The sequence below is a fragment of the Neisseria mucosa genome, assembly GCF_003044445.1.
Taxonomy (GTDB): domain Bacteria; phylum Pseudomonadota; class Gammaproteobacteria; order Burkholderiales; family Neisseriaceae; genus Neisseria; species Neisseria mucosa_A.
The window spans coordinates 19,624-44,324 of the sequence record NZ_POWX01000008.1 but is presented as its reverse complement, the minus strand read 5'-3'; the positions used below and the strand labels follow the sequence as shown (position 1 = coordinate 44,324).

19 protein-coding genes are annotated in these 24,701 nt (G+C 46.3%); 14 read left to right on the top strand and 5 right to left on the bottom strand.

The window, feature by feature from the left end:
• Positions 1-583: 583 nt before the first annotated feature.
• Both metW and metX read right to left on the bottom strand, forming a co-directional pair.
• Entirely contained in the window at positions 584-1,165 is a 582-nt protein-coding gene (gene metW, locus DBY90_RS06190; protein ID WP_003675051.1) for a methionine biosynthesis protein MetW, read from the bottom strand.
• Positions 1,162-2,301: a homoserine O-succinyltransferase MetX gene (metX, locus tag DBY90_RS06185; protein WP_107824843.1), complete on the bottom strand. Its 1,140-nt coding sequence runs from the start codon at positions 2,299-2,301 to the stop codon at positions 1,162-1,164. Before metX ends, metW begins: the two co-directional genes overlap by 4 nt.
• 156 nt (positions 2,302-2,457) lie before the next feature.
• Between metX and DBY90_RS13155 the strand changes: the two genes are divergently transcribed.
• Positions 2,458-2,658 carry a protein MIGRI gene (locus tag DBY90_RS13155; RefSeq protein ID WP_003675061.1) on the top strand — a complete coding sequence of 67 codons (201 nt, stop codon included), beginning with the start codon at positions 2,458-2,460 and terminating at the stop codon, positions 2,656-2,658.
• Between the two features lie 453 nt (positions 2,659-3,111).
• Here the strand turns inward: DBY90_RS13155 and DBY90_RS06175 are convergent, their stop codons facing one another.
• The 3 genes from DBY90_RS06175 to DBY90_RS06165 form a co-directional block, all read right to left on the bottom strand.
• Positions 3,112-4,389: an RHS repeat protein gene (locus tag DBY90_RS06175; protein WP_199904698.1), complete on the bottom strand. Its 1,278-nt coding sequence runs from the start codon at positions 4,387-4,389 to the stop codon at positions 3,112-3,114.
• 316 nt (positions 4,390-4,705) lie between these two features.
• A complete protein-coding gene (locus DBY90_RS06170) occupies positions 4,706-5,125 on the bottom strand; it encodes a DUF2750 domain-containing protein (protein WP_070492678.1) in 420 nt (139 codons plus the stop codon).
• 28 nt (positions 5,126-5,153) lie between these two features.
• Positions 5,154-9,305, bottom strand: coding sequence for a DUF6531 domain-containing protein (locus DBY90_RS06165; RefSeq protein WP_185952185.1), 4,152 nt, complete (start codon positions 9,303-9,305; stop codon positions 5,154-5,156).
• 382 nt (positions 9,306-9,687) lie between these two features.
• On the opposite strand from DBY90_RS06165, the gene DBY90_RS06155 reads away from it, so the two are divergent.
• From DBY90_RS06155 to tssL, 13 genes are all read left to right on the top strand, one after another.
• Positions 9,688-10,239 (top strand): TagF domain-containing protein, encoded by a 552-nt coding sequence (locus tag DBY90_RS06155; protein ID WP_070655625.1) that lies wholly within the window; start codon positions 9,688-9,690, stop codon positions 10,237-10,239.
• A gap of 4 nt (positions 10,240-10,243) precedes the next feature.
• Positions 10,244-11,311 carry a type VI secretion system protein TssA gene (tssA, locus tag DBY90_RS06150; protein WP_070490935.1) on the top strand — a complete coding sequence of 356 codons (1,068 nt, stop codon included), beginning with the start codon at positions 10,244-10,246 and terminating at the stop codon, positions 11,309-11,311.
• A gap of 68 nt (positions 11,312-11,379) precedes the next feature.
• A complete protein-coding gene (gene tssB / locus DBY90_RS06145) occupies positions 11,380-11,898 on the top strand; it encodes a type VI secretion system contractile sheath small subunit (RefSeq protein ID WP_049254633.1) in 519 nt (172 codons plus the stop codon).
• 33 nt (positions 11,899-11,931) lie between these two features.
• Positions 11,932-13,431, top strand: a complete 1,500-nt coding sequence (gene tssC / locus DBY90_RS06140) for a type VI secretion system contractile sheath large subunit (protein ID WP_070490937.1) — start codon at positions 11,932-11,934, stop codon at positions 13,429-13,431.
• Positions 13,432-13,518: 87 nt separating this feature from the next.
• Positions 13,519-14,001 carry an Hcp family type VI secretion system effector gene (locus DBY90_RS06135; RefSeq protein WP_003761730.1) on the top strand — a complete coding sequence of 161 codons (483 nt, stop codon included), beginning with the start codon at positions 13,519-13,521 and terminating at the stop codon, positions 13,999-14,001.
• Positions 14,002-14,160: 159 nt separating this feature from the next.
• On the top strand, positions 14,161-14,976 hold the full coding sequence (locus DBY90_RS06130; RefSeq protein WP_070490939.1) for a type VI secretion system accessory protein TagJ: 816 nt from the start codon (positions 14,161-14,163) through the stop codon (positions 14,974-14,976).
• 33 nt (positions 14,977-15,009) lie between these two features.
• Positions 15,010-15,522 (top strand): type VI secretion system baseplate subunit TssE, encoded by a 513-nt coding sequence (gene tssE, locus DBY90_RS06125; protein WP_070490941.1) that lies wholly within the window; start codon positions 15,010-15,012, stop codon positions 15,520-15,522.
• The gene (locus tag DBY90_RS06120; protein ID WP_070490943.1) at positions 15,519-17,495 is read left to right on the top strand and encodes a type VI secretion system baseplate subunit TssF; all 1,977 of its coding nucleotides are present in this window, start codon (positions 15,519-15,521) and stop codon (positions 17,493-17,495) included. Before tssE ends, DBY90_RS06120 begins: the two co-directional genes overlap by 4 nt.
• Positions 17,492-18,532, top strand: coding sequence for a type VI secretion system baseplate subunit TssG (gene tssG / locus DBY90_RS06115; RefSeq protein WP_070490945.1), 1,041 nt, complete (start codon positions 17,492-17,494; stop codon positions 18,530-18,532). Before DBY90_RS06120 ends, tssG begins: the two co-directional genes overlap by 4 nt.
• Positions 18,533-18,621: 89 nt before the next feature.
• Positions 18,622-21,273, top strand: a complete 2,652-nt coding sequence (gene tssH, locus DBY90_RS06110) for a type VI secretion system ATPase TssH (protein ID WP_070490947.1) — start codon at positions 18,622-18,624, stop codon at positions 21,271-21,273.
• 128 nt (positions 21,274-21,401) lie between these two features.
• Complete coding sequence (tssJ, locus tag DBY90_RS06105; protein WP_070490949.1) at positions 21,402-22,028, top strand: type VI secretion system lipoprotein TssJ; 627 nt, start codon at positions 21,402-21,404, stop codon at positions 22,026-22,028.
• A gap of 25 nt (positions 22,029-22,053) precedes the next feature.
• Positions 22,054-23,397 (top strand): type VI secretion system baseplate subunit TssK, encoded by a 1,344-nt coding sequence (gene tssK, locus DBY90_RS06100; RefSeq protein ID WP_070490951.1) that lies wholly within the window; start codon positions 22,054-22,056, stop codon positions 23,395-23,397.
• Positions 23,398-23,421: 24 nt separating this feature from the next.
• Positions 23,422-24,687: a type VI secretion system protein TssL, long form gene (gene tssL / locus DBY90_RS06095; protein ID WP_070490953.1), complete on the top strand. Its 1,266-nt coding sequence runs from the start codon at positions 23,422-23,424 to the stop codon at positions 24,685-24,687.
• Positions 24,688-24,701 lie beyond the last annotated feature (14 nt).

Below are 24,701 nucleotides of genomic sequence, written 5' to 3'. Positions count from 1 at the left end.
GGGATTAAGATTTCAATACTCATTGTTGCCCTCTTCGGTTAGAAGTCGGAAGACTTGCCCCACTAATCGGGGATAAAAATCAAACGGCCTTGATGGTTCATCCCATAAGGCCGTTTTTGCATCATACGTATTTTCGAGGTCTTTTCGATATTGAATTAGGCGCAAAACAAGACAGATTCGAGTGCGTCAAATCAAGCTGCTATCGCATCAAATTCTCAACGAATGCCCAATAAGTCCAATTTCCACCCTCTCCTTTTACGCTCCAAATCCATCATATCAAATCAATCCCGCTTACCGGATTGGAGGTATTTTCATATACGGTAATCAAACGATTTTCCCACTTTCATCAAACACAATTTCCAAATAAGGTTTATCGACATAAAGAGGTCGTCTGAAAATCTGTCCTTTCATTTTCAGACGACCTCTTGTTAGTATAGTGGATTAAATTTAAATCAGGACAAGGCGACGAAGCCGCAGACAGTACAGATAGTACGGCAAGGCGAGGTAACGCCGTCCTGGTTTAAAGTTAATCCACTATACAACTCAAAAACCTCGTTATTGCCAACAAGGCTCTCAGTCTATCTTAGCCGACGCGGTAAAACGCCAAGCTGCCCAAAAGGTTGGGGAAATGTTTGACCTGTTTGTTGCCCGCCATGACGGCGCGTTCGAGAACGCGGATTTTGTTTTTGGCGCACAATAAATCAAAGTCTTTGAGCGTACACCAATGGATGTTCGGCGTGTCGTACCAATGGTAGGGCATACGTTCGGAGACGGGCATATGGCCGCCGATGGCGATTTGGAAGCGGTTGCGCCAGTAGCCGAAATTCGGGAAACTGACAATCGCCTGTTTCGCCACGCGCATGAGGCAGCGCAGGATTTTTTCGGTATTTTGCATGGCTTGGATGGTTTGGCTCAGGACGATAACGTCAAAGGTCTGGTCGCCAAACTCCGCCAAACCTTGCTCCAAATCGGCTTGGATGACGTTCACGCCGCGCGACATGGCGGCGATGACGCTGTCGGTGTCGATTTCGATACCGTAGCCGCTGCATTTTTTGTGTTCCACCAAAGCCGCCAGCAATTCGCCGTCGCCGCAGCCCAAGTCCAAAACGCGGCTGCCTTCGGGAATCCAGTCGTAAATCAACTGCAAATCGTCGCGCAAGTTCATGATCGGCAATCCTTATCCACATTGTTCATATAAGCCGCTACGGCGCGCATATAGGCTTCGTCTTCCATCAAAAAAGCGTCATGGCCGTGGTTGGATTTGACTTCGATATACTGCACCGGCTTGTGCGCGGCAATCAACGCTTTAACCAGCTCCTTGGAACGCGCGGGTGAGAAACGCCAGTCGGTGCTGAAGCTGGCGACAAAAAATTTCGCTTTCACATTTTGCAGGGCGCGGGTCAGGCTGTCGCCGAAATCCGCCGCCGGATCGAAATAGTCCAAAGCCTTGGTCATGAGCAGGTAAGTGTTGGCGTCGAACCGTCCGACGAATTTGTCGCCCTGATAGCGCAGATAGGATTCCACTTCGAATTCAACGCCAAAGCCGTATTGATAGCCGTTTGAACGCAAATCGCGTCCGAATTTTTTGCCCAAACCGTCTTCGGCAAGATAAGTGATGTGCCCCATCATGCGGGCAATCCGCAAGCCCCGTGCGGGAACGGTATTGTGGCTGCGGTAATGTCCTTCATTGAAATCAGGGTCGGTCAAAATCGCCTGACGCGCCACATCGTTGAACGCGATATTTTGCGTGGACAGTTTCGGCGCAGATGCAATCACCAACGCATGACGCACGCGCTCGGGATAGGAAATCGTCCATTGCAAAGCCTGCATACCGCCCAAGCTGCCGCCGACAATCGCCGCCCATTGCTCGATGCCGAGATAATCGGCAAGCGCGGCTTGGGATTTTACCCAGTCCTTCACCGTAACCACCGGAAAATCCGCGCCGTATTCCCTGCCCGTTTCAGGATTAATCGACAAAGGCCCGCTGCTGCCGTCGCAGCCGCCCAGATTGTTCAAACCAACCACGAAAAAACGTTCCGTATCAATCGGTTTGCCGGGCCCGACCATATTGTCCCACCAGCCCGTATATTTATCCTCCGCCGAATGCCTGCCCGCAACATGATGGTTGCCCGACAGCGCATGGCAGATTAAAACCGCATTGTTTTTTTCGGCATTCAGCTCGCCGTAGGTTTCAATCATCAGATCGAAACGCGGCAAAGTTTTACCGTTTTCCAAAACCAGCGGCATCTCAAACGGAATTTTTTGGGGCGTTACAATGCCCACCGAGGCATTTTGACTCATATCCTGTTCCAACAAATGCGGCGAAAAGCGTTATTATATAGCAAACGGCATGACTTTTTGACACGGTCGGACAAGCAGCCTGATGCGCTGAAACATCCGTCCCCATGCCGCCACGCCCGAACCATACTTTTTCAGACGACCTCCCCACTTCCCGACATGATAGGCAGACTTTTCCGTATTTTTTTCTTTTTCGCACTTGCCGCGCTGATTATCAACCGCCTCTTCAGCCGCAAGCAGAAACGCGCCCTGCGCGATGTTGCCAAAATCAGCGCATGGGTGCTGCTTGGCGCAGCCGCCGCGACGCTGTTTTGGTATCTGGTCATGCTGTATTTCAAACACATCCCGGATTCTTATTGACCGGATGTTGGTAGCCAAACAAATAAAAGGTCGTCTGAAAACCCAAATTCAGGTTTCAGACGACCTCTGTCCGATTGATGGAAAAGCAGCCCGAGAGGAAATGTTTGAAACGTTATAATAAAACTGTGTTTTTTAGCATAACCGCTTTAGCAGAATGGGTACAAAACTTCGAATAGACAAACGGTACATTTGAAACACGTTTTGATGAAATTCCTGAAAACTTACCCCCAAAGTTACCCCATAAATGATAAAAACCCAAGCATACGCCAGCATAACCAAGGCAATAAAAAAGCCTTAAAACCATTATGGCTCAAGGCTCTATGTGTATTACAGGATACTGCTGAAAATTAGGTTTGGTGGAGGCGGGGGGAATTGAACCCACCTAGCCCGTAACCAGTAGTATGTGTATAGACAAACGCCCTTGATTTAGGGCGTTTTTTATCTGTTCATATACTACTGGTTGCGGTCATTTGTGCCACAATTTGTGCCAAACCCAACGAGGGTATTCCCATTGATACTCAAACCAACCAATACAAAAAAACAAACCGCTCGGTGCCAAGTCTCGGGTCGGTCTTTCAGACGACCTTCATTATTGCTTTGGCCGTATTCGGTCTGTTGCATCAACTGTCCGGCAGCATCGTAGCCGTAGGCAGTAATTTTGCCGTCCCAGCCGGTTTCTTGGATCAGGTTGTCGGTCGGGTCGTAATCGAGACGGTAGGTTTCGCCGTTTTCGTTGGTGAGGACGGTCAGACGGCGGGCTTTGTCGTAGGCGTAGGCGAAGGTATGGCCCAGCGCGTTGGTGCGTTTGAGCGGCAGTCCGTCCACTGCGAGTTCGTAGGCGGTTTTGGCACCGAGTCCGTCGATGTGGGCGGTCAGACGGTTGAGGCGGTCGTATTCGAAGGTTTCGTGACTGCCGTCGGGATAGTCGGTACGGACGGGGTTGCCTGCTGCGTCGTAATGGTGGCGGGTGGTATGGCCCAGCGCATCGGTAACGGTTTCGAGATCGCCGTATTCGGTGTAACCGAAACGGGTGGTTTCACCGGTACAGTCGGTAAAGCAGACGAGCTGGTCGAGGGTATCGTATTGTAGGCGTCGGGTTTTGCCTAAGGCGTCAGTAATGGTTTCGGGCAGCCATTGGGCGTTGTAGTCGTAGCTGGTGGTGTAACCGGCGGGGTCGGTGATGCTGATGAGGTTGCCGCGTCCGTCGTAGGTATAGGCGGTAATCCTGCCTGCGGGATCGTTGACGGCAACCGGCAGGTTGAGGGTTTCGTGGTAGTCGATTTGGGTGCTGCTGCCGTCCGGCGCGGTGATGGCGATGACGTTGCCTTCGGTATCGTAGAGATAGCGGGTTTCGCGTCCGAGCGGGTCGCGTTCTACGGTAATGCGGCCGTAGCTGTCGCGTTCGCTGTCGCTGCGTTGTCCGTCGGCGTCGATGCGGTAGACGAGTTCGCGGTTTTCGTCGAAACCGTACACCTCCGTCCGTCCCAATGCGTCGGTAACGACGGTATGGTCTTTGCGGTAGTCGAACGTCCATTCTTCGCCGAGGTTGTTGCTGCTTTTGAGCACTTTGCCGTCGGGGTCGTAACGGTCGTATTCGTAGCGGGACACCAGTCCGTCGGGCTGGCTGTGTTCGACCATAATGTGGTTGCGGTAGGCGAAACCGCGCAGTTTTTTGCCGTCGCGTCCGTAAACGGCGGTCAAATCGCCGTAGCCGTCGTAGTCGTAGCGCACCAGTTCTTTGCCGTTGAAGGTGATGGAAGTGAGGCGGTGCGCCGCCGTCGGGAGAGACGATTTAGTAGAGGTCGTCTGAAAGTTGGTTTTCAGACGACCTCTATGTTAACTGCCAATGAGATTGTTAAAGAACAAATGGTTCAGACGACATCAAAGAAGATAGTGAGGTCGTCTTAAAAACAGAAACCGCGTGCGCACGTACCGCACACACTCTACGTCAGAACTGAAGGTTTTGTGCGGGCTACGGCTTCCTGTGGTTGCTATTTGTTCTTCAGACGACCTTACGGTTTGGTTGGATCTCGAACTGACCATTCGTTTAAAGATAAGGCAAATCTAAGGCCTCATCATAACTTTCATCTAAGATTTTATTGACTGAGGCAGCAAACTGAATAGCCTTCATATCAATAGTTTCAGGATTATTAGGAATCGGAAAGACAGCTATACCTATATTATTTTCTATCAACCATGGTATCCCATCCTCTAAAAATTCTTCTATCTCAATTTCATAAATATCAGAATTCTTATCTTCAGAATTTGCCATAATTCTTGCGAATTCTAATTCAGGCCATATGGCTAAAGATGAATTTTTCTCATCTCCCCATAATATCCAATCTCCTTCTTCGTCTGCTAAAACATATAGAACTCCAGAGTCAGCTATCCTTTTTAAAGTATGCTCACAACGTTCTTGACTGGACAAATTAAGAATCGCATTTATTGCTTTTTGATGTAAAACCATTGTTAATTTCCTAATAAATAATTTCAATTTATTTCCGTGAATCTTTAATTTCTTGTTCAGTTTTACCTCCACATTTTTTTGACCCCATTCTTGGCTGTTTCCTACCACCATTATCTTTTTTATGCTGTAATCTATGGAGTATACGAGTAAGAAGACTTGTGAAGGTATAACTAAACCCTTTAGCACTTTCGTAGCCTCTCCAATGTGCCAAATCAAAACCAGGAGGGAGTCTTAACCTACCACTTCTTCCCGCAGCTTTTAATCCTTCTACTCTTCTAATTTCATTCTGCACCCAGCCACGGACAAAACGAGGTTGAGATTTATCAGTTGCAAGTGCCCTAATACGTTCCTGTTTTCCTGCATAACTTCTTCGCAGTCCTAAAAAATCAACCCAATTTTGAATATTAGAAGCAAACTGATAAAGATTATCCCCGCCCAACAACCCAATCGGATCCTGATTCACAAACCGCCCGGCCTCAGGCTCGTAATAGCGCATCAGGTTGTAATGCAGCCCGGTCTCTTCATCGAAGTATTGGTTTTGCAATCTGAACGGCTGGTGCGCGTTCTTGTAAACCCGCTCATCCTTTTTCAGACGACCCCATGCGGTGTATTCGCCGTACCATAAGAGATTGCCGTGGATGTCGGTCATCTCCCTCGGTATGCCGATTTGGTCGTTGTGGAAATAGGCGAGGTATTGGGTTTCGTCTTTGGCGTTGTCAAAGACTTGCGCCAGCGGTTCGTAGCTGTCTTGGTCGGTATAGATATAGGTGTAGTTTCCTTTGTAGGTGTACTCCTGAAGTAATCGCGTGCCGTCCCAGACGAAGTGGGTGCGTTTCGGTTCGGTGCTCGTCCAGGCGAGTTTGTCTTGGCGTTCTTTGGAAAGGCGTCGTCCGAACGGGTCGTAGGCGTATGTCCAAATCTCAGTATTGCCGGCGGGCTTTTTGATTTCGGCGCGGACGAGTTGGTTTTCTAAATCGTATTGGTAATATTGGTTTTCGCCATTGGGCAGCTGACGGTAGATTAGGTTGCCCAAGGCGTCGTAGGTGTATTCGATGCCGTTGTATTCTTTGAGGCGGTTGCCGCTGACAAGGTTAGGGTTGGCAGGTGATTTCAGACGACCTTGAGTTTTGGGGTCGTCTGAAATCGGCGCGGTCGTTTTGCCCTCTCCCACGGGAGAGGGAGTAGATGCTGGGATGTCGAGGATGTTGTGGGCGGGGTCGAAGGCGAAGGTTTCGCTGCGGCCGGTTTGGCTGTTGCGGGCTTCCTGAATGCGTCCGATTTTGTCGTAAACGTAATTAAGGACGCCGCTTCTTTGGTCGGCACTTTGAATCAGGTTGCCGGCTTTGTCGTAGGCGTAGCGGCGGTTGACGGCGCCGCCGGTCAGCGGGTTTTGTTTGCCGCGGGGTGTTGGTGTGCCGTTCCAGACGGTACGCTGGTTTTTCAGACGGCCCATGGGGTCGTAGTCGTACAGGCTGCTGATGCTGCCCTGCGTCCTTTGAATTTCTCGGTGCAGTTTGTCGCGCTCGATGTCGGTTATGACTTCGCCGTCGAGGCTGATTTGGTGCAGGTGTCCGCTGCCGTAGTACAGGTAATCGATATGGCGGCCGTCGGGCAGGATGGTGCGGATGCGGTTGCCCAACGGGTCGTATCGGTAGCCTACGGTGGCGCTTTGGCCGTTGTGGACGGTGGTTTCGCCGATGAGGCGGTCGAGTTCGTCGTAGGCGAGTTCGACGCTGCTGTGTTGGTTGCGGGCTTTGGTCAGGTTGCCGGTAATGGGGTCGTATTCGAAACGGGTGCGGCTGATGCCTTCGTCTTTGCTTTGTCCGTTGCGGCTGGAGACTTTGCGGCTTTGTTTTTCGATCAGTTGGCCGAGGATGTTGCGTTTAAACCGGTGGATGTGCCAAGTCTCGGGACGGTCTTTCAGACGACCTTGATCGGTGCTTTGGCCGTATTCGGTCTGTTGGACCAGTTGTCCGGCGGCATCGTAGCCGTAGGCGGTGATTTTGCCGTCCCAGCCGGTTTCTTGGATCAGGTTGTCGGTCGGGTCGTAATCGAGACGGTAGGTTTCGCCGTTTTCGTTGGTGAGGACGGTCAGACGGCGGGCTTTGTCGTAGGCGTAGGCGAAGGTATGGCCCAGCGCGTTGGTGCGTTTGAGCGGCAGTCCGTCCACTGCGAGTTCGTAGGCGGTTTTGGCACCGAGTCCGTCGATGTGGGCGGTCAGACGGTTGAGGCGGTCGTATTCGAAGGTTTCGTGACTGCCGTCGGGATAGTCGGTACGGACGGGGTTGCCTGCTGCGTCGTAATGGTGGCGGGTGGTATGGCCCAGCGCATCGGTAACGGTTTCGAGATCGCCGTATTCGGTGTAACCGAAACGGGTGGTTTCACCGGTACAGTCGGTAAAGCAGACGAGCTGGTCGAGGGTATCGTATTGTAGGCGTCGGGTTTTGCCTAAGGCGTCAGTAATGGTTTCGGGCAGCCATTGGGCGTTGTAGTCGTAGCTGGTGGTGTAACCGGCGGGGTCGGTGATGCTGATGAGGTTGCCGCGTCCGTCGTAGGTATAGGCGGTAATCCTGCCTGCGGGATCGTTGACGGCAACCGGCAGGTTGAGGGTTTCGTGGTAGTCGATTTGGGTGCTGCTGCCGTCCGGCGCGGTGATGGCGATGACGTTGCCTTCGGTATCGTAGAGATAGCGGGTTTCGCGTCCGAGCGGGTCGCGTTCTACGGTAATGCGGCCGTAGCTGTCGCGTTCGCTGTCGCTGCGTTGTCCGTCGGCGTCGATGCGGTAGACGAGTTCGCGGTTTTCGTCGAAACCGTACACCTCCGTCCGTCCCAATGCGTCGGTAACGACGGTATGGTCTTTGCGGTAGTCGAACGTCCATTCTTCGCCGAGGTTGTTGCTGCTTTTGAGCACTTTGCCGTCGGGGTCGTAACGGTCGTATTCGTAGCGGGACACCAGTCCGTCGGGCTGGCTGTGTTCGACCATAATGTGGTTGCGGTAGGCGAAACCGCGCAGTTTTTTGCCGTCGCGTCCGTAAACGGCGGTCAAATCGCCGTAGCCGTCGTAGTCGTAGCGCACCAGTTCCTTGCCGTTGAAGGTGACGGAGGTGAGGCGGTTGACGTAGAAACGCTCGTCTTCGGAAACGAAGACGTCCCGTTCCCCGGCCGGGTCGAAATCGGGATCGTTGTCGTGCAGACGGATGGAGGAGAATACAGGTTGGAAGTGTCGGCCGCTGCCGTCGTAAATACTGTGCGGCAGCCCGTTGTCGTCGTAGCAGAGGCGGATATGGCGGCCGTTGCGGTCGAGTTGTGCGACCAGTTGGTAAATGCCGCAGCCGGAATCGACTTCGGCAAACAACAGCCGTGCGCCGCCGTCGGGGGAGGCGATTTGGTAGAGGTCGTCTGAAATCTGTGAAAAGAAGATTTGTTCGTAAGGATCAAAATAGGCGTCATCCAGACCGTAGGGATCTTCTTCGGCGGAAGCAGGTCTTGGTGCAGCCTTTTCTTCATATAAATCGTCTTCATCATCGTCGGCTGCTGAATAAGGCTCGTCCGCTTCGTCACTGATATCCGGCAACGGAATTTCCCTGCCCTGTTCATCAATATAAAGGAATCCGTCGGCAGTACGGACAAGACGCATGGAGAACGGCAGCGACCACCCCTGCCCCAACCAGCCGTTTCCTATTTGGTCGGAATAGTAGCTGCGCTGCCAAACAAGTGGAAGCGGGGAATCGAAGGCAAAGTCGGTCTCGGTATCGTCAAATAGGACTTTGATACCGAGCACTGCATTTACGGGGTTACCAACATTTGTGGCAGCAGCTACCTTACAAGGAATACAGTGGCCATGACCCGAGGTAACCACCCCGCCATCGAAGCCCATGCCCATGCCGCCGCTAAAACCACTGACCATTTTACGGGAAGGCGGCTTGGGGCCCGGCTGACCGGGTATCATGGACGCAAGGGAAACCAGTTCGGATATGGCATCAACTGCATCGGCTGCAGCAGAATCAGGCGCAACTATGGAAAGGGCAGTGGAAGCAACATCGGCAACCATTTCTATCACATCGACCGGTCCTGCGGCATTGGTCAGCGGCTCGGGTGGATTGGCAGAGCCTTGAGACACCATGGCTGGTGCGGCTGGTTTAGGAATGAGAACACCGAAAGTGTTACCGAAAGAGGCCATGCACTTACTCCCTCCGTCGAGCTTCTATTGCTTTTAAAATGAAAAACCTGAGATCTCCACAGGTTTGAAGATTAAGGCAAAATTAATTTCTGATATTTTAAAATGGGTTTGTTTTCGCTGATTATAACAAACAACATACAGCAAATAAATTGTATTATACGACAGTAAAATAATAAAAAATGTTCCGTAAATATCTTTTTTACATAACTTAATTACCTTACCTATTATTTTAAATAGAAAAAAATATATTAATACATAAACCAAAATTATGGTAAAGTATATATACGCATCAGCCATATTGGATATGGTTTAAGGCAAAGGCATAATTAATACCTTAAGTAACTTTATCTTTTGTTAATTTTACACTGCGTGATTGTTATTTATGCAGCAAATAGAAACCTACTTTTTCGGAAAATTAAATCAATCTCGTGATTTTATTGTTTCTGACAATCTCCAAGCTAACGATAAAAACTTTTGGGATGGATGGTTTGGTCGTTGCACCAACCAAGATAAGTTAATTCCATTTACCCGAAAGGTACTTTTCGCATCTCGTATTTGGCTGTTTTGTATTAAACTGCCTGCGAACATAACCTATACAGGTATAACTGCCCTTAGCTCCGACCAAACAGGTCGACAATATCCTTTTATATTATTTCAAAAGCCTTACACTCCTTCCGAACAGTTAAAATCTATTAATTTCTTTTATAAAAATATAGATTTTTTTAACCAAACATTGATTAATGGTAAATGTGTTTTAAAAGATTGCTTAGATACAATTCACAAACCTACCAATCCGCTATCTGAATCTTTCCTCATTTTTTTATCCAAAACAGATAACATCGGTAGCTTTTGGATGGAATGCGAAAGTGGTAACCATATAGAAAGAGACGGGGAGCCGACGTGCTCTCTGTTTAATAAAATATTTGGATTATAAGTAGATGAGTACATTTCCTCTATGGGCTGAACCAATTTCCGCCGACACCCCTGAAGGGGTAAATATTGAATATGATAGCCGCTTTTTAGAGCTTCAAAGCGCTGCCGAAGGAAAACCGGAACGTCAATATGGTGACACCATCATTCCTGCTGAAGAACCTGATTGGGCTACAGTAGAGAAGCTATGTAATCAACTGCTGGCTGAATCAAAAGACCTCCATGTTTTAGCCTATTACACACAGGCTCTTACCGCAAAACACGGGCTGGTTGGCTTTTGCGCTGGCTGCGAAGCCATCAAAACCAATGTGGATCTATATTGGAAATCCCTATATCCCAAACTCGAAGATGAGGACGGCGAACCCGACCCGTTTTATCGAATCAATGCATTAAGTGCATTCACGACACTTGATGGCATCGCCAAAGAAGTATTTTCAGCCAAATTATTAGTAAATGGCCTGACCCAACAGCCTATTACCGTTAAAGAAGCAGTTTCTGTCTTGCAAGGCAATGACCCGCAAAGTTATCCGGGCGGCAAAGAACGTTTGATGCTCGATATTAGGGTAAGTGCTGATACCGGCAAACCGGAATTGATTGCCTTAATCCAGGCATTAGACCATCTGAAAGATATTCAAAACACTTTCTCGACCCAGCTGCAAGACGAACACTCACTCAATTTTGAAGTGATTCAAAAACCGCTCACCCTGATCCACAAAGCCATCAATTACAACGATGGAAGTACCCCGCAGCTGCAACAGGCTGAACAAACAGAACAACCCGCTGAAACACCCGTTTTGACCGTTGCCCAAGAGCAATCAACCCTTCAAGAAGCGGATGCTTGGCGTCGTCTGAATATCAAAAATCGTGCTGATGTCGATTTGGCTTTGGAAAAAATCTGTATCTACTTCGAAACGCTGGAACCCAGCCACCCTGCCCCACTATTTATCCGTAGGGTACAGCGACAAATGAATATGAACTTCTACGACATCATGAAAGATATTAGTCCTGAAAGCATTGCCAATCTGGAAGTTTTGATCGGGAAGCAGGACGAAGAAACGGGAACTTCCAACGAATAAGCTAGTCTATCCGCAATATTTAAAGTTCGTTTAAATAAACAACTTTTATCATTTAAAGGTCATTGAATATGTCACGAAACAAATCATCCGGACAAAAATTTATTGCCCGCAACCGGGCACCTCGCGTACAGATTGAGTACGATGTAGAACTTTACGGTTCTGAGAAAAAAATTGAGCTTCCATTCGTTATGGGTGTGATGGCAGATTTGGTCGGTAAACCCGTAGAGCCGCTACCTGAATTGGCCGAACGTAAATTTTTGGAAATTGACGTAGATAATTTCGATGAACGCATGAAAGCCCTCAAACCGCGTGTCGCATTTAATGTCAAAAACACGCTTACCGGGGAAGGCAACTTGAATGTAGAACTTGAATTGGAAAGCATGGATGATTTCTCTCCGGCAGCAATCGCCAAAAAAGTAGGTCCTTTAAACGAACTCCTACAAGCGCGTACAGAGCTTGCCAACCTGCTTTCATATATGGATGGTAAGAGTGGTGCTGAAGAATTAATCGGAAAAGTCTTGGGAGACAGCGAGCTGCTGAAAAGCCTTGCAGCTGCGCCTAAAGCGACACCCAAAGACGAGCAGTAATTTCAGATGAAATCAATAAAGTGAGCGTGAATCATGACTGAAAAGCAATTAGATATCCAAGGGGATAGCGGCGCGAAAAGCGTATTTGCCGCAAATGAATTTGAACAGCTGCTGCAAAAAGAATTCAAACCCAAAACCGAAGAAGCTAAAAGCGCTGTAAATAATGCTGTGGCGACACTGGCCCAACAGGCCTTACAAAATGCCATTACTATTTCAGATGACACTTATCAAACTATCGAAGCAATTATTGCCGAGCTCGACAGAAAACTCTCTGAACAGATTAATCTGATTCTGCATCATGAAGATTTCCAAAAGTTGGAAGGCGAATGGCGCGGCCTGCATCATTTGGTTACCAACACCGAAACTGATACTTTATTAAAAATCAAGGTATTGCCCATTTCTAAAAAAGAAGTTGCCCGCAACTTAAAACGCTTCAAAGGCACTGCTTGGGACCAAAGCCCCCTATTCAAACGCGTTTATGAAGAAGAATACGGTCAATTTGGTGGCGAACCTTTTGGCTGTTTGATTGGCGACTACTATTTTGACCACTCTGCACCCGATGTAGAAATGCTCAATAGTCTTGAAAAAATTGCTGCCGCCGCACACTGCCCATTTATTGCCGGCGCATCTCCCAAATTAATGCAGATGGAGTCTTGGCAGGAATTGGCCAATCCTCGTGATTTAAGCAAAATTTTCCAAAATGCCGAGTATGCCCCATGGCGCAGCCTGCGTGATTCCGAAGATTCGCGTTATATCGGTTTGGCCCTGCCACGTTTCTTGTCCCGTCTGCCTTACGGTGCCACGACAAATCCTGTCGATGAGTTTGACTTCGAAGAAGAAACTGAAGGCGCGGATCACAACAAATACACATGGGCCAATGCGGCTTATGCAATGGCGGTAAATATTAACCGTTCATTCAAATATTATGGTTGGTGTACCTCAATCCGCGGCGTGGAATCCGGCGGTATCGTTGAAAACCTTCCCTGCCACACATTCCCGACGGATGACGGAGGCGTGGATATGAAATGTCCAACCGAAATCGCCATCAGTGACCGCCGCGAGGCCGAATTGGCAGCATTGGGATTCATGCCGTTGATTCACCGTAAAAATACCGACTTGGCCGCGTTTATTGGTGCTCAATCACTGCATAAACCGTCTGAATATTATGATCCGGATGCTACCGCCAACGCCCGGTTGTCTGCGCGTCTGCCTTACCTGTTTGCGTGCTGTCGTTTCGCGCACTATCTGAAATGTATCGTACGCGACAAAGTCGGTTCGTTCCGCGAGCGTGAAGACATGGAACGTTGGCTAAACGAATGGATTATGAATTATGTAGATGGAGACCCGATTAACTCCACTCAAGAAACAAAAGCCCGTAAACCGTTGGCCGCTGCCGAAGTGGTTGTGGAAGAAGTTGAAGACAATCCCGGATATTACACTTCCAAATTCTTTCTGCGCCCGCACTACCAACTCGAAGGCCTTACCGTTTCATTGCGCTTGGTTTCCAAACTGCCTTCGGCTAAACAGGAATAGTCGGGTTTGGTTTATTTAGGTGGGCATGCTCATGCCCTGTTGTTGAATCCCTTAATTTTTTAACCTTTTAACAAGGAGAGTAAAAACATGGCTATTGATATGTTCATGAAAGTTGAAGGTGTTAACGGCGAATCAAAAGATTCCAACCACAAAGACTGGACCAACATCGAAAGTTTTGACTGGGGTGCCGAGCAACCTGGTTCGATGACCAGCGGTGGTGGCGGTGGTGCCGGTAAAGTCAATTTCAATGACTTGACCGTAGTTGCCGCTATTGATAAAGCCGCTCCGACCATTCTGAAAAACTGTGCTACCGGCCAACACTTGAGCAAAGTAGAAATTTCCGTATGCAAAGCCGGTGGTGAACAGATCGAATATTCGCGCACCACTTTGGAAGATGTCTTGGTAACCGGCGTAAAATTCATCGGTGTACAAGACAACGATGCGCTGAAAATGCGTTATTCATTCCAAGCTGCCAAAGTGAAAAACCAATATTGGGAACAAACCGATAAAGGTTCTAAAGGCGCTGAAGTTCAAATGGCCTTCAACATCAAAGAAAACAAATCCGCATAACCACTATGCGCATTTAACTGCAGAAACCTGGCTTAAAAGGCGTTTTAAGTCAGGCTTTATTACAATAAATTTACTTTTCAGACGACCTCCGTCCTCCTGAAAAGTTAATCGGGTTTCAACTATTACACACTTTATACAAATAAATAAGGAGTTGCTGGGATGGATTTGAAGACTAAATTAACGGACATGATTGAGCTTGTACGTTCAAATCCTGACAATCAGGAACATCGTTTGGCATTGATTCAATACCTCTGTCTGAGTGCCAAATGGGAACAGGCTTTAAAGCAAATCGGGCAATACCAAAAACTGTTTCCCGATACTCAAAAGCCTCTGATGCTCTACCTTATTGAAAACATTTCTGCCGAAATGCGTCGTCAAGCAGTCTTGGAAACACAGCAAAAACCCAAAACTCTGGAACAGCACGCCAGCAAACTCGATATTCTTCAAAAACAACTCTCTTTAGTTGCTCATGTTGCAGAGAAAAAAAACTCTGCCCTCACTGCCGACTACGAAGCCTTATCCGACTGTATCAACGGTACACCAGCGCACATCACTTATCTTCTAGCAGATAAATCGGTTGCCGAAACCGACAGCAACTGGATTATGGATGGCGACGTACGTACTGCTTTTGTTTATGAATTCTTCTATCAAGGCCACTACTATTGGCAAACTTGGGACTCTATTGAAAGTATAGCTTTTAAAGCACCAAGCTCGTTGCTCGACATCATCTGGAGGTCGTCTGAAATCAAATTTACCGACGGCGAATGCATTCAATGTACCAGCCCCGCCCGCTATGCCGTTTTACCGGACGCAGAAACCGAATGGTCGGATATGTTGATGAACTGTTCGCAAACAGACTGGATAGAAGTAGCCGAACAGCTCTTTACAGGCATGGGTCAAAAAACCCTGTATACCGACAGCCATGATTTTGGTCTCTTGGATATTCGTAATATCAAATTCGGACAACAGCGTTAAACCTTACCCATCCTCCGACTACCGCAATCAATCATGTCGCAATTCAGAAACCAACTGCTGCCTTCTTTGTTTGACAGACTGACAGATGAAGAACCGCGCAAGAAAAAAGAAGCACGCCCAGATCAGGTCATCAATCTTGATCAATATCGGCAGGCTGTTCTGCGCGATATTCTTTACTTACTGAATACCTGCAACATGCAAGCGGAAAGTATGGAGAAAGATCTGCCTGTCAATGTACGCTCTTCCACACTCAATTACGGCATACCGCCCCTGTCGGGAGTGAATTTCTCCGACATAGAATGGCAGAACGTAGAACAAAACATCAAACAAGCCATCATCGACTTCGAACCACGTCTCGAAAGCAAAACCCTGCAAGTTATCGTAAATACCGTAGACGATGATGACGATGCTTTACACAACAAACTTATTATTGAAGTCAAAGGTTACCTGAAACTCAATCCTTATCCCAAAGAGTTCCTGCTACGAACCAGTATGGATGTTGAGACCGGGTTGTTTGACTTGTTAGATGGGGGAAATAGGTCTTGAATAACAAGTTATTGTCTTACTACAATAAAGAACTGACCTTCCTGAAGGAAATGGGCAGGGAATTTGCACAGCAATACCCCAAAATCGCCTCCCGCTTGGCACTGGATACAACCGACATCCCCGACCCTTATGTCGAAAGGCTATTGGAAGGTGTAAGCTTTCTTACTGCCCGCACCCAGCTCAAGCTGGATGCGGAATATCCCCGTTTCGTACAAAGAATCTTAGAAGTCGTTTACCCTGACTTCATCAATCAGAAACCGGCGGCAGCTATTGTCAATTTGGAACCTACCGGTCAATACAACGCCGACGTGATCAATCTACTGGAACGTGGCAGAGTATTGCGCTCATTACCCATCGACGAATTCAAAGTAAGTTGCCCGTTTTCCGTAACCAAAGCCACTGAAATCCTACCTTTACGCATAGAAAAAGCCAAATATACCGATTCGCTCGGCTATTTACCAAGTACGCTTCCCGCGCTCAAAGCATCTGCCGGGAAAAAAGTGCAATCTGCCTTACGTTTGGACTTCTCGCTCAGCGTACCGGGCGCATGTTCGGAAATGTTGCCGGATGAATTATCTGTGTTTTTAGGTACGGAGCTTTCTAAGTCATCTGCACTGCTGTTTTTACTGGCCTCAGAATGCGTAGGCGTCGTTTGCCACAGTTATGAGAACCCCAAACAATGGTATTACCCGTTGTCCTCCAAACCGGAACATCGGGGATTTCGGGAAGATGAAGCCTTATCGTTTAATTTGGACAAATCCGTCAGTGCATTCAGGATTATGCAGGAATACGCGCGTCTGCCGGAAAAATTCCTGTTTATCGCTCAAAAAGATATCAAACAGGCTGTCCGTCAGGCTGAGAATGACGGACATTTACCCAAAGTGCCCGAACATTTGGAAGAAATCGTAAATGATAAGGGCGTCAATAAAAAAATCATTACTTACCGCAAACGCTATTTCAGTCTTTCATTTTTATTCAGCAACAAAATACCTGAATTGACAGAACTGATCGGCGTAGAGGATTTTTCTGTCAATGCGGTGCCGGTGGTGAATCTATTCAGAAAAAAAAGCTCCCGCTTTCCTGTAAATATCCAAGATCAGGAACACCACGTCATCATCGACCGTACGCAGCCTTTGAATTATGAAGTCTACGCCATCGAACAAGTAAAAGGTTTTGACACCAACAACCGTCAAACCGTTGCATTTTCTCCGATGTACAAAGCGCCGGATATGGGACTCTTCCCCGAAGCCCAAACTCAGCATGCTTATTTTTCAGCACGGCGTGCAGACAGAGTTCCATCAGAAAATTCTGTTAAAAATGGCTTCCGTTCTTCCTACTTGGGCAGTGAAGTGTTTTTGTCTCTGGCCGACAATCGGGATTACGCCTTCAATTCTGGCATACAACATCTTTCCGTAGATGCTTGGTGTACCAGCAGGGATTTGCCACTGATGATGCCGCGCGACGGAGAGTCTGATTTCCTGATTGAAGGCTTCCTGCCGGTTAACTCTATCAAGCTGATTTCTAAGTTAACACGTCCTCAAGCGGCTGTGAGTGAGGATCGAACGCTTTGGTCGTTTTTAAACCAATTAAGCTTGAACTATCTGTCATTATTAAACATCGACCAAGAAGATGCACCCGTCACCTTAAAAGAGCTTTTAATGGTGTTTGTTTCTTCCGAAAATGATTTGCTGAAAAAACAGATTGAATCGATTACACGTGTTGAGACTTCCATTGTGAACAAGGTAGTCCGTCATTACGGAGTTGCAGCACCTGTTCGAGGCATCAAAATCACGGTTACGCTGGATGAAGCGCAATTGGGCGGTATCCATCCCTTCCTATTCGGCTCGGTTTTAAACCATTACTTCCAACGTTTGGTGTCGATTAACTCATTCATACAGCTTCAAATTGACACGCTCCAACAAGGACATATGGCTACTTGGCCGACTGCTGTTGGAGAGAGGGTAATCGTATGAGTCCGGTTAACGCTCAAACAGATTTTGGCGACGCATTGGACGATACATGGGACGAAAAACTGACTGGCTTTTTAAACAAAATCGCCTCCCAGCCCTATAAATACGATTATTTTTCACTCTTGCGCCAGCTTGAATCCGTCAAATTTGTTACTGGCGGAAAATTATTAGGCAAAGCCGTCAGCCCCAAAATGGAGAAAATAAGGATTCGCCAAGAGCCATCACTTATTTTTGCTCCGCGCAACATCCAATCGGTTGCCCTATCGCCGCGTTATGTGGAAATTTCCATCAACGGATTCGGTTTGTTCGGTCCATCCGGCCCCCTGCCCTTGCATTTGACTGAATATGCCTATGAGCGTCAACACCAACACGGCGACCGGACATGGACAGGTTTTGCCAATATGTTGCAACACCGTCTGGCTGTCTTATTCTATCGGGCATGGGCCAACGCTCAGAGCATTATTTCTTTAGATAAAAATGCTGAAGACCGTTTTGGGAAATATATCGCCAGCTTTAATGGGCTGGATACACCGGCCATACATAACAAAGGCTTAATCCACGAATTTGCCAAGCGTTATTTTGCCGGCCTACTGATGAAGCAAAGCCGTTCGACAGCCAATCTTCAACAATTACTCAACCGTTATTTCAAAGTCCCCGTTACCATTCAAACCAATGTCGGATACTGGGTTGAGGTTTCGGAAGAAAAAACGCAAATCGGCATCATGGGCAACTATACCTTGGGAGATGGCTTGCTGCTGGGTGACAAGCTTTATGATGTTCAAAGTAAATTCCGCATCATCATCGGTCCGCTTAACCTGCCCGCTTACCGATCATTCTTCAAAGACGGTATCAATACCGCCCGTTTACGCGAGTGGGTACGGCTGTTTGCCGCAGATGAATATGAATGGGATATACAGCCTGTTTTAATGCAAAAAGAAATACCGCTCATGGACTTAGGTGGACAAACACAACTCGGCTTAACAACTTGGCTGGGAAATGTTTCCCGTGATGCTGAAGACTTGATCGTCAGCAACCATTAAACAGCTTTTTCAGACGACCCCTTTGTCGGAAAAAGCTTCTTTCAAACTATTTTTAGACATACTTGGAATAACTCAATTAAGGACACATCATGTCAAACATCAGCCGCAGCGTATTATTTGGCAAGTTGAATACCACCTTGTATAAAACTCTGGAAAATGCCTACACCTTCTGCCGTCTTCGTGAAAACAGCTACGTTGAGTTGGTTCATTGGCTTCATTCTCTTCTGCAAACCGAGAAAACCGACATCTTCTGTCTGATCAACAGTTTTAATTTAGACGAAGCCAGAGTCCGCAAAGATGTATTAACAGCAGTTGAAAAACTTCCCGCCGGCTCGACTGCCGTTATCGATTTTTCCGAACATATCCAAACCCTTGTCGAGCAAACTTGGACATACAGCTCGCTCAAATTCGGTACCGACAAAATCCGTACTGCTCACATTTTCTATACCATTCTTGAAAATAAAACTTTACAGAGCATTGTGGCCAATATTTCATCCGAGTTCCTCAAAATCAAACCTGAAACATTGGCAAACAACATTGTCGCTATTACTGCGAACTCTGAAGAAAATCTCGATGTTACCCAAAACGCCTTATCTTCGGAGCCTAATGCTACCCACAAAGAAAGTGCCTTGGCCAAATACGGCAGCAATCTCACTGAAAAGGCAAAGAATGGCGAAATAGATCCTCTTACCGGTCGCGATGCCGAAATCAGACAAATGATCGACATCCTGATGCGCCGCCGTCAAAACAATCCGATTCTCACAGGTGAAGCTGGTGTCGGTAAGACAGCCGTAGTCGAAGCATTGGCATTGCGTTTGGCTGCCGGAGATGTTCCGCCTGCATTGAAAGACGTTCAATTAATCCTGCTGGATATCGGTTTGCTCAAAGCCGGTGCCAGCGTCAGTGGAGAATTTGAATCACGCCTTAGAGCGGTTATGGACGAAGTGGAATCCAGCCCGACTCCCATTGTGCTCTTCATTGATGAAATCCATACCTTGATCGGTGCTGGCGGCGCAGCCGGTACGGGCGATGCAGCCAACCTGCTCAAACCTGCACTGGCCCGAGGCAAACTGCGTACCATCGGCGCGACAACATGGGCAGAGTACAAAAAATACTTTGAAAAAGACCCTGCCTTAACCCGCCGTTTCCAAGTGGTGCAAGTGGATGAGCCCGACGAAAACAAAGCCATCAACATGCTTAGGGCATTGAATGCTTCTTTGGAAAAACACCATAACGTGATTATTCTCGATGAAGCAATTCAGGCAGCCGTGAAACTTTCCCACCGCTACATCCCTGCACGCCAACTTCCCGATAAAGCTGTCGGCTTGATTGATACTGCCTGCGCACGAGTTGCAGTCAGCCAGCATGCTGTTCCCGGCAGTATTGAATTTTTGCGGAAGAAATCCGAGGCATTAAAACTTGAACAAGCAAATTTGGAACGTGAGAAAAAACTCAGTTTCGATTCTGAAACACGGATAACCAATATCGGCAAAGAATTAACTGAAGTCGAAGGTCGTCTGAAAAAATTAGAAGACAGATGGAAATCTGAAGCAGACTTGGTTACTGAGCTGTTAGAGGTACGTGAACAAATCATGCAAGCGGAAGAAGGAACGGCTGAGAAAGAAACCAAGCAGCTGCATACCCGCCAAAAAGAGTTGGTTAACAAACTGAAAAAACTGCAAGGCATCCAACCGCTGGTTATGCCCTTAGTGGACAGCCGTACCGTTGCCGACGTTGTGGCTGACTGGACAGGTATTCCCGTTGGCAAAATGATGAAAGACGAAGTTGAGGCCGTCTTGCAACTTGCCGATACTTTAAACAAACGCATCATTGGCCAACGACACGGTTTGGATGCAATCGCCCGTCGTATCCAAACATCACGTGCGAATCTGGATAACCCCAACAAACCTATCGGCGTTTTCATGTTGGCAGGCCCTTCCGGCGTGGGCAAAACCGAAACGGCATTGGCTCTGGCCGATACATTGTACGGCGGTGAACAAAACGTAATTACCATCAATATGAGTGAATATCAGGAAGCTCATACCGTATCCACCCTGAAAGGCGCGCCCCCGGGTTATGTCGGTTATGGTGAAGGCGGCGTACTGACCGAAGCCGTACGACGCAAACCCTATAGCGTCATCTTGCTTGATGAAGTAGAGAAAGCACATCCGGATGTACACGAAATCTTCTTCCAAGTATTTGACAAAGGCTGGATGGAAGATGGAGAAGGCCGTTATATCGACTTCAAAAACACCATTATTATCCTGACCACCAATGTGGGCACAGATTTGATTATGGATATGTGTGACGACCCTGAAATGCTGCCTACTCCAGAAGGTTTAACCAAAGCCTTACGCGCCCCTATGCTGAAAACTTTCCCTGCCGCGCTATTAGGCCGTATGCAGGTGATTCCTTACTATCCGCTATCTGACGATATGCTCTCAAAAATTGTGGAATTGCAATTAGGCCGTATCGTAGATCGAATTAAAGATAACCACGGTATCGACCTACACTACACGCCTGAAGTGCTAAAACTGATTACTTCGCGCTGCACAGAAGTTGAGTCAGGTGGTCGCATGATCGATGCGATTCTGACCAATACTGTTTTACCGCAAATCAGTCGGGAACTGCTTACTTGTGCAACTCAAGGCAAACAAGTTTTAAGCGTAAATATTGATGCAAGTAATCATGACTTTACTTATCAATATAAATATAAACTTCGCAAGAAAAATACCTTATAATTCCATGCTAAATCAGAAAATTTAGTCTTTCTAATTAAAATACACCCATTTATTCCCCTGTTATTACATATTTCATTGGAAGTATTTATTGTTTGTACCAATATTTATCAATCTAAAGGCGAATTAAGATGCATAAACAACTAATAAAATATATATCATTCTTAATGATATCCTTAATGGTAAGCTCATGTGCTTCCGACCATAAACCCCCTAAAGAATCTGATGAGAGTGGGGAAAAAATTGATGTACAAATCATAGTTTCTCCTGATTCGAACCCTAATATAATTGGCCAACCTTCTCCCATCAGACTGGATTTATATCAATTGTCTTCTGACGGGGAGTTCAAAAAATCAAATTATTTTGAACTTACCAACAATGCCAAAGAAAATTTAGGTGAAAAATTAATCCAGCAGAACCAATTCATGCTACATCCTGATACGGTTACCATATTGCCAATTAAAATGGATTCCCACCTGAAATATTTAGGTGTAGTCGCGAGTTATCGAGATTTGGATAACAGTCAATGGCAATTGGTATTGTTAAAACAGAAAAAACGATGGTATCAATTCGGCAAGCATTATTTTTATGTAAATATTGGTAAAAATAAATTAACTCAATTATCAAAGTCAGAAATGAAGGATATGTTAAAAGAATACAAAGAGCGACACCCTGACAATAAACAAATTAAAGAAAATGGAAAAATTCGTAAATACGATAATGACCTTAGTAAAGGTATTTTCCGTGAAGAAAAATAATAACTAAAAAATTAAGGATGAAGACATGGCAATAGAAGCGAAAGTAGTCTGGTCAGAGGGTATCTTTATTACTCCTCAACATTTCCAGCAATTTGAACGTTATCTTGAATCCGGCCTACGCCAATTAGCCGTTTCTCAAGAGGGGCATTTTTGGGGATTCTCTTCGCTGGTATTAAATTCAGACAGCCTCAAACGGGGGGTAATTAGTATTAGTGAAGCAGAAGGGGTTTTTCCCGATGGCTCTGTATTTTTGTTCTCGCAAAAACAGCTCGAAAATCTGACTCTAAAAGTTCCTGCAAATATTAAAGACACCAAAATCTGCCTAGCTGTCTCTCTGCCTTCTTCTGTAAATAATGAGATTTATTTTCCAAATCAGGACTCTTCAGACTCATGTCGCTACAAAGCTTTTAATAAAACTCTAGCAGACACTACAAATACTGAATTAGATGGTCGTCAGGTAACACTAGCAGATCTTAATCCGATGTTAGTTTTAGAAAACGACTTAACCAGCGGACAAACTGCCCTGCCCATTGCTCTCATCCGTTCCAGCTCTGCGGACTTTGAAATCATTCTGGACGAATCATATATTCCGCCTTGTCTCGGAAGTCAAAAGCAACAGCATCTAAAGGCTTATATTTCAGAGATCTATGGTTTATTGATGCAAAAAAGCAATAGCTTGGCTAATGCTGTGAATGATCCTAATACCGGCGGCTCTGTTGAAGTTATGGACTTCATGATGCTTCAAACCATTAATCGATATTTGGCATATTTGCATCACGAAAATGAAGGCGCACGACAAACACACCCTGAACAATTATTTATTAATTTATCCAAACTATGTGCTGATTTAATGACCTTCCTGCCTTCTCGCAAAGTAGGTGATATCCCAGTATATGAGCATAATGACCTAACCTCATGTTTCGGTAAGTTATTTTTCAATTTACGTAAATCATTATCTATCGTACTTGAACAACGAGCGATTAGGATTCCGCTTGATATGCGTGATGAAGCGACTCGCGTTGCTCAAACACCAGACCAAAGTTTACTGGACAAAGCTTCATTTGTTCTTGCGATTAAAGCCGATATGCCGAACGAAGCACTGCGCCAAAAAATTCCTAGCGTAGTAAAAATAGGTACCGTGGAAAAAGTAAAAGAATTGGTTGCTTACCACCTGCCTGGAATTAGGGTGCACGCTTTATCTGTTGCACCAAGAGAATTGCCATACCACAGCGGTTATGTCTATTTTGAATTGGACAAAAAGCACGAGTTGTGGGACATGTTTGATACTTCATCAGGCATGGCCTTCCATTTAGCCGGTAATTTTCCGAATTTAGATGTTGAATTTTGGGCAATTAAGTCTTTAAGTTAATTTAGTTTAATTTGGAATTTCATTATGGATAACCAGAATAATGCTGCACACAGCATCGCAAATATTTATAACCCTTTGATTGAGGCTGCCAAACCAGTTTTTATCTTAGTCAATGCGATGCAACAAACTACCAGTCAATTGTCTACTGACAGTTTGATCAACAAATTTTCTATCCTAATCAATAATTTTGAAGAAAATGCTGAAAAAAATGGAGCAAGGTACGACGCTATCCAGGCCGCAAAATACTGCCTATGTACTTTCGTAGATGAATTAGCTGTTCGTGCGGGTTGGGCAGATGAAACTTGGTCCAAAAACAGCCTGCTAGTATCTTTCTATGACGAAACATGGGGAGGAGAGCGTTTTTTTGAGATTATTCAAAATCTAAAGCAGGATCCGGATAAAAATATTGATTTATTAGAGTTCATGTACTTATGTTTGCAATTCGGCTACAAAGGCAAGTATCAAGTATTAAACAGTGGCGAACTCGAAATTGACAAGATTAAGAGAGATTTGCTTGCCTTAATTCACAGCAAACGGCCGGATCAAACTGCTGAGCTTTTCAAACACAATCCAATTATTACCAATACCATCCAAAGAAAACAGAGACTTACTATTCCTTTATGGGTAGTAGGTGTTTTAGGAGCTGTTGTCTTGGGAATAGGCTACTTTGCTATGCAATGGTCTTTAGGTAATGATTTTGATACCGCCAGTACAAAAGTCAACAATCTCAAACTTCCTCCTGTCACAGCCAAACAGCAAGAAACACAAGGCACCATTCGGTTACGGCCTTTATTGGAAAATGAAATCGCCAGAAAGCTAGTCTCTGTGGAAGACTTCCAAGATAGAAGTACGGTTACTATTTTAGGTGATGGTCTTTTTGAGTCTGGTTCAGCGCAAATCCAAGACCAGTATTACCCTGTCCTAGCTAGAGTCAGCCAAGCTTTGGATAGCGTAGAAGGACAAATCGTAGTGACCGGATATACTGACGATAAACCTATTCAGAGTCTGAACTTCCCATCTAATTGGCATCTCTCTCAGGCTCGGGCAGATGCAGTAAAAGAAATTTTATTGAATTACATCAAAAATGGTGGAACACGTATTCGTTCCGAAGGACGTGGCTCGACCGATCCTGTTGCGCCAAATAATACTTTGGAAAATAGAGCTAAAAACCGAAGAGTTGAAATAACCCTATTCACAACGGGAACCGGCCCTAAACTGGGGAGAGCAGTGGAAGTAAAAACCAATACTTCAACTACTCAGCCAAACAGTGATGTAAATACACATCAATAATCTGAAATTGGATT

What these genes read in the sequence shown, in the direction of transcription:
- tssL (WP_070490953.1), top strand. Translation starts at nt 23,422, where the DNA reads ATGGATAACCAGAATAATGCTGCACACAGCATCGCAAATATTTATAAC.
- DBY90_RS06165 (WP_185952185.1), bottom strand. Translation starts at nt 9,305, where the DNA reads ATGGCCTCTTTCGGTAACACTTTCGGTGTTCTCATTCCTAAACCAGCC.
- DBY90_RS06135 (WP_003761730.1), top strand. Translation starts at nt 13,519, where the DNA reads ATGGCTATTGATATGTTCATGAAAGTTGAAGGTGTTAACGGCGAATCA.
- metX (WP_107824843.1), bottom strand. Translation starts at nt 2,301, where the DNA reads ATGAGTCAAAATGCCTCGGTGGGCATTGTAACGCCCCAAAAAATTCCG.
- tssJ (WP_070490949.1), top strand. Translation starts at nt 21,402, where the DNA reads ATGCATAAACAACTAATAAAATATATATCATTCTTAATGATATCCTTA.
- tssH (WP_070490947.1), top strand. Translation starts at nt 18,622, where the DNA reads ATGTCAAACATCAGCCGCAGCGTATTATTTGGCAAGTTGAATACCACC.
- tssC (WP_070490937.1), top strand. Translation starts at nt 11,932, where the DNA reads ATGACTGAAAAGCAATTAGATATCCAAGGGGATAGCGGCGCGAAAAGC.
- tssG (WP_070490945.1), top strand. Translation starts at nt 17,492, where the DNA reads ATGAGTCCGGTTAACGCTCAAACAGATTTTGGCGACGCATTGGACGAT.
- DBY90_RS13155 (WP_003675061.1), top strand. Translation starts at nt 2,458, where the DNA reads ATGATAGGCAGACTTTTCCGTATTTTTTTCTTTTTCGCACTTGCCGCG.
- tssA (WP_070490935.1), top strand. Translation starts at nt 10,244, where the DNA reads ATGAGTACATTTCCTCTATGGGCTGAACCAATTTCCGCCGACACCCCT.
- DBY90_RS06155 (WP_070655625.1), top strand. Translation starts at nt 9,688, where the DNA reads ATGCAGCAAATAGAAACCTACTTTTTCGGAAAATTAAATCAATCTCGT.
- tssB (WP_049254633.1), top strand. Translation starts at nt 11,380, where the DNA reads ATGTCACGAAACAAATCATCCGGACAAAAATTTATTGCCCGCAACCGG.
- tssE (WP_070490941.1), top strand. Translation starts at nt 15,010, where the DNA reads ATGTCGCAATTCAGAAACCAACTGCTGCCTTCTTTGTTTGACAGACTG.
- DBY90_RS06130 (WP_070490939.1), top strand. Translation starts at nt 14,161, where the DNA reads ATGGATTTGAAGACTAAATTAACGGACATGATTGAGCTTGTACGTTCA.
- DBY90_RS06170 (WP_070492678.1), bottom strand. Translation starts at nt 5,125, where the DNA reads ATGGTTTTACATCAAAAAGCAATAAATGCGATTCTTAATTTGTCCAGT.
- metW (WP_003675051.1), bottom strand. Translation starts at nt 1,165, where the DNA reads ATGAACTTGCGCGACGATTTGCAGTTGATTTACGACTGGATTCCCGAA.
- tssK (WP_070490951.1), top strand. Translation starts at nt 22,054, where the DNA reads ATGGCAATAGAAGCGAAAGTAGTCTGGTCAGAGGGTATCTTTATTACT.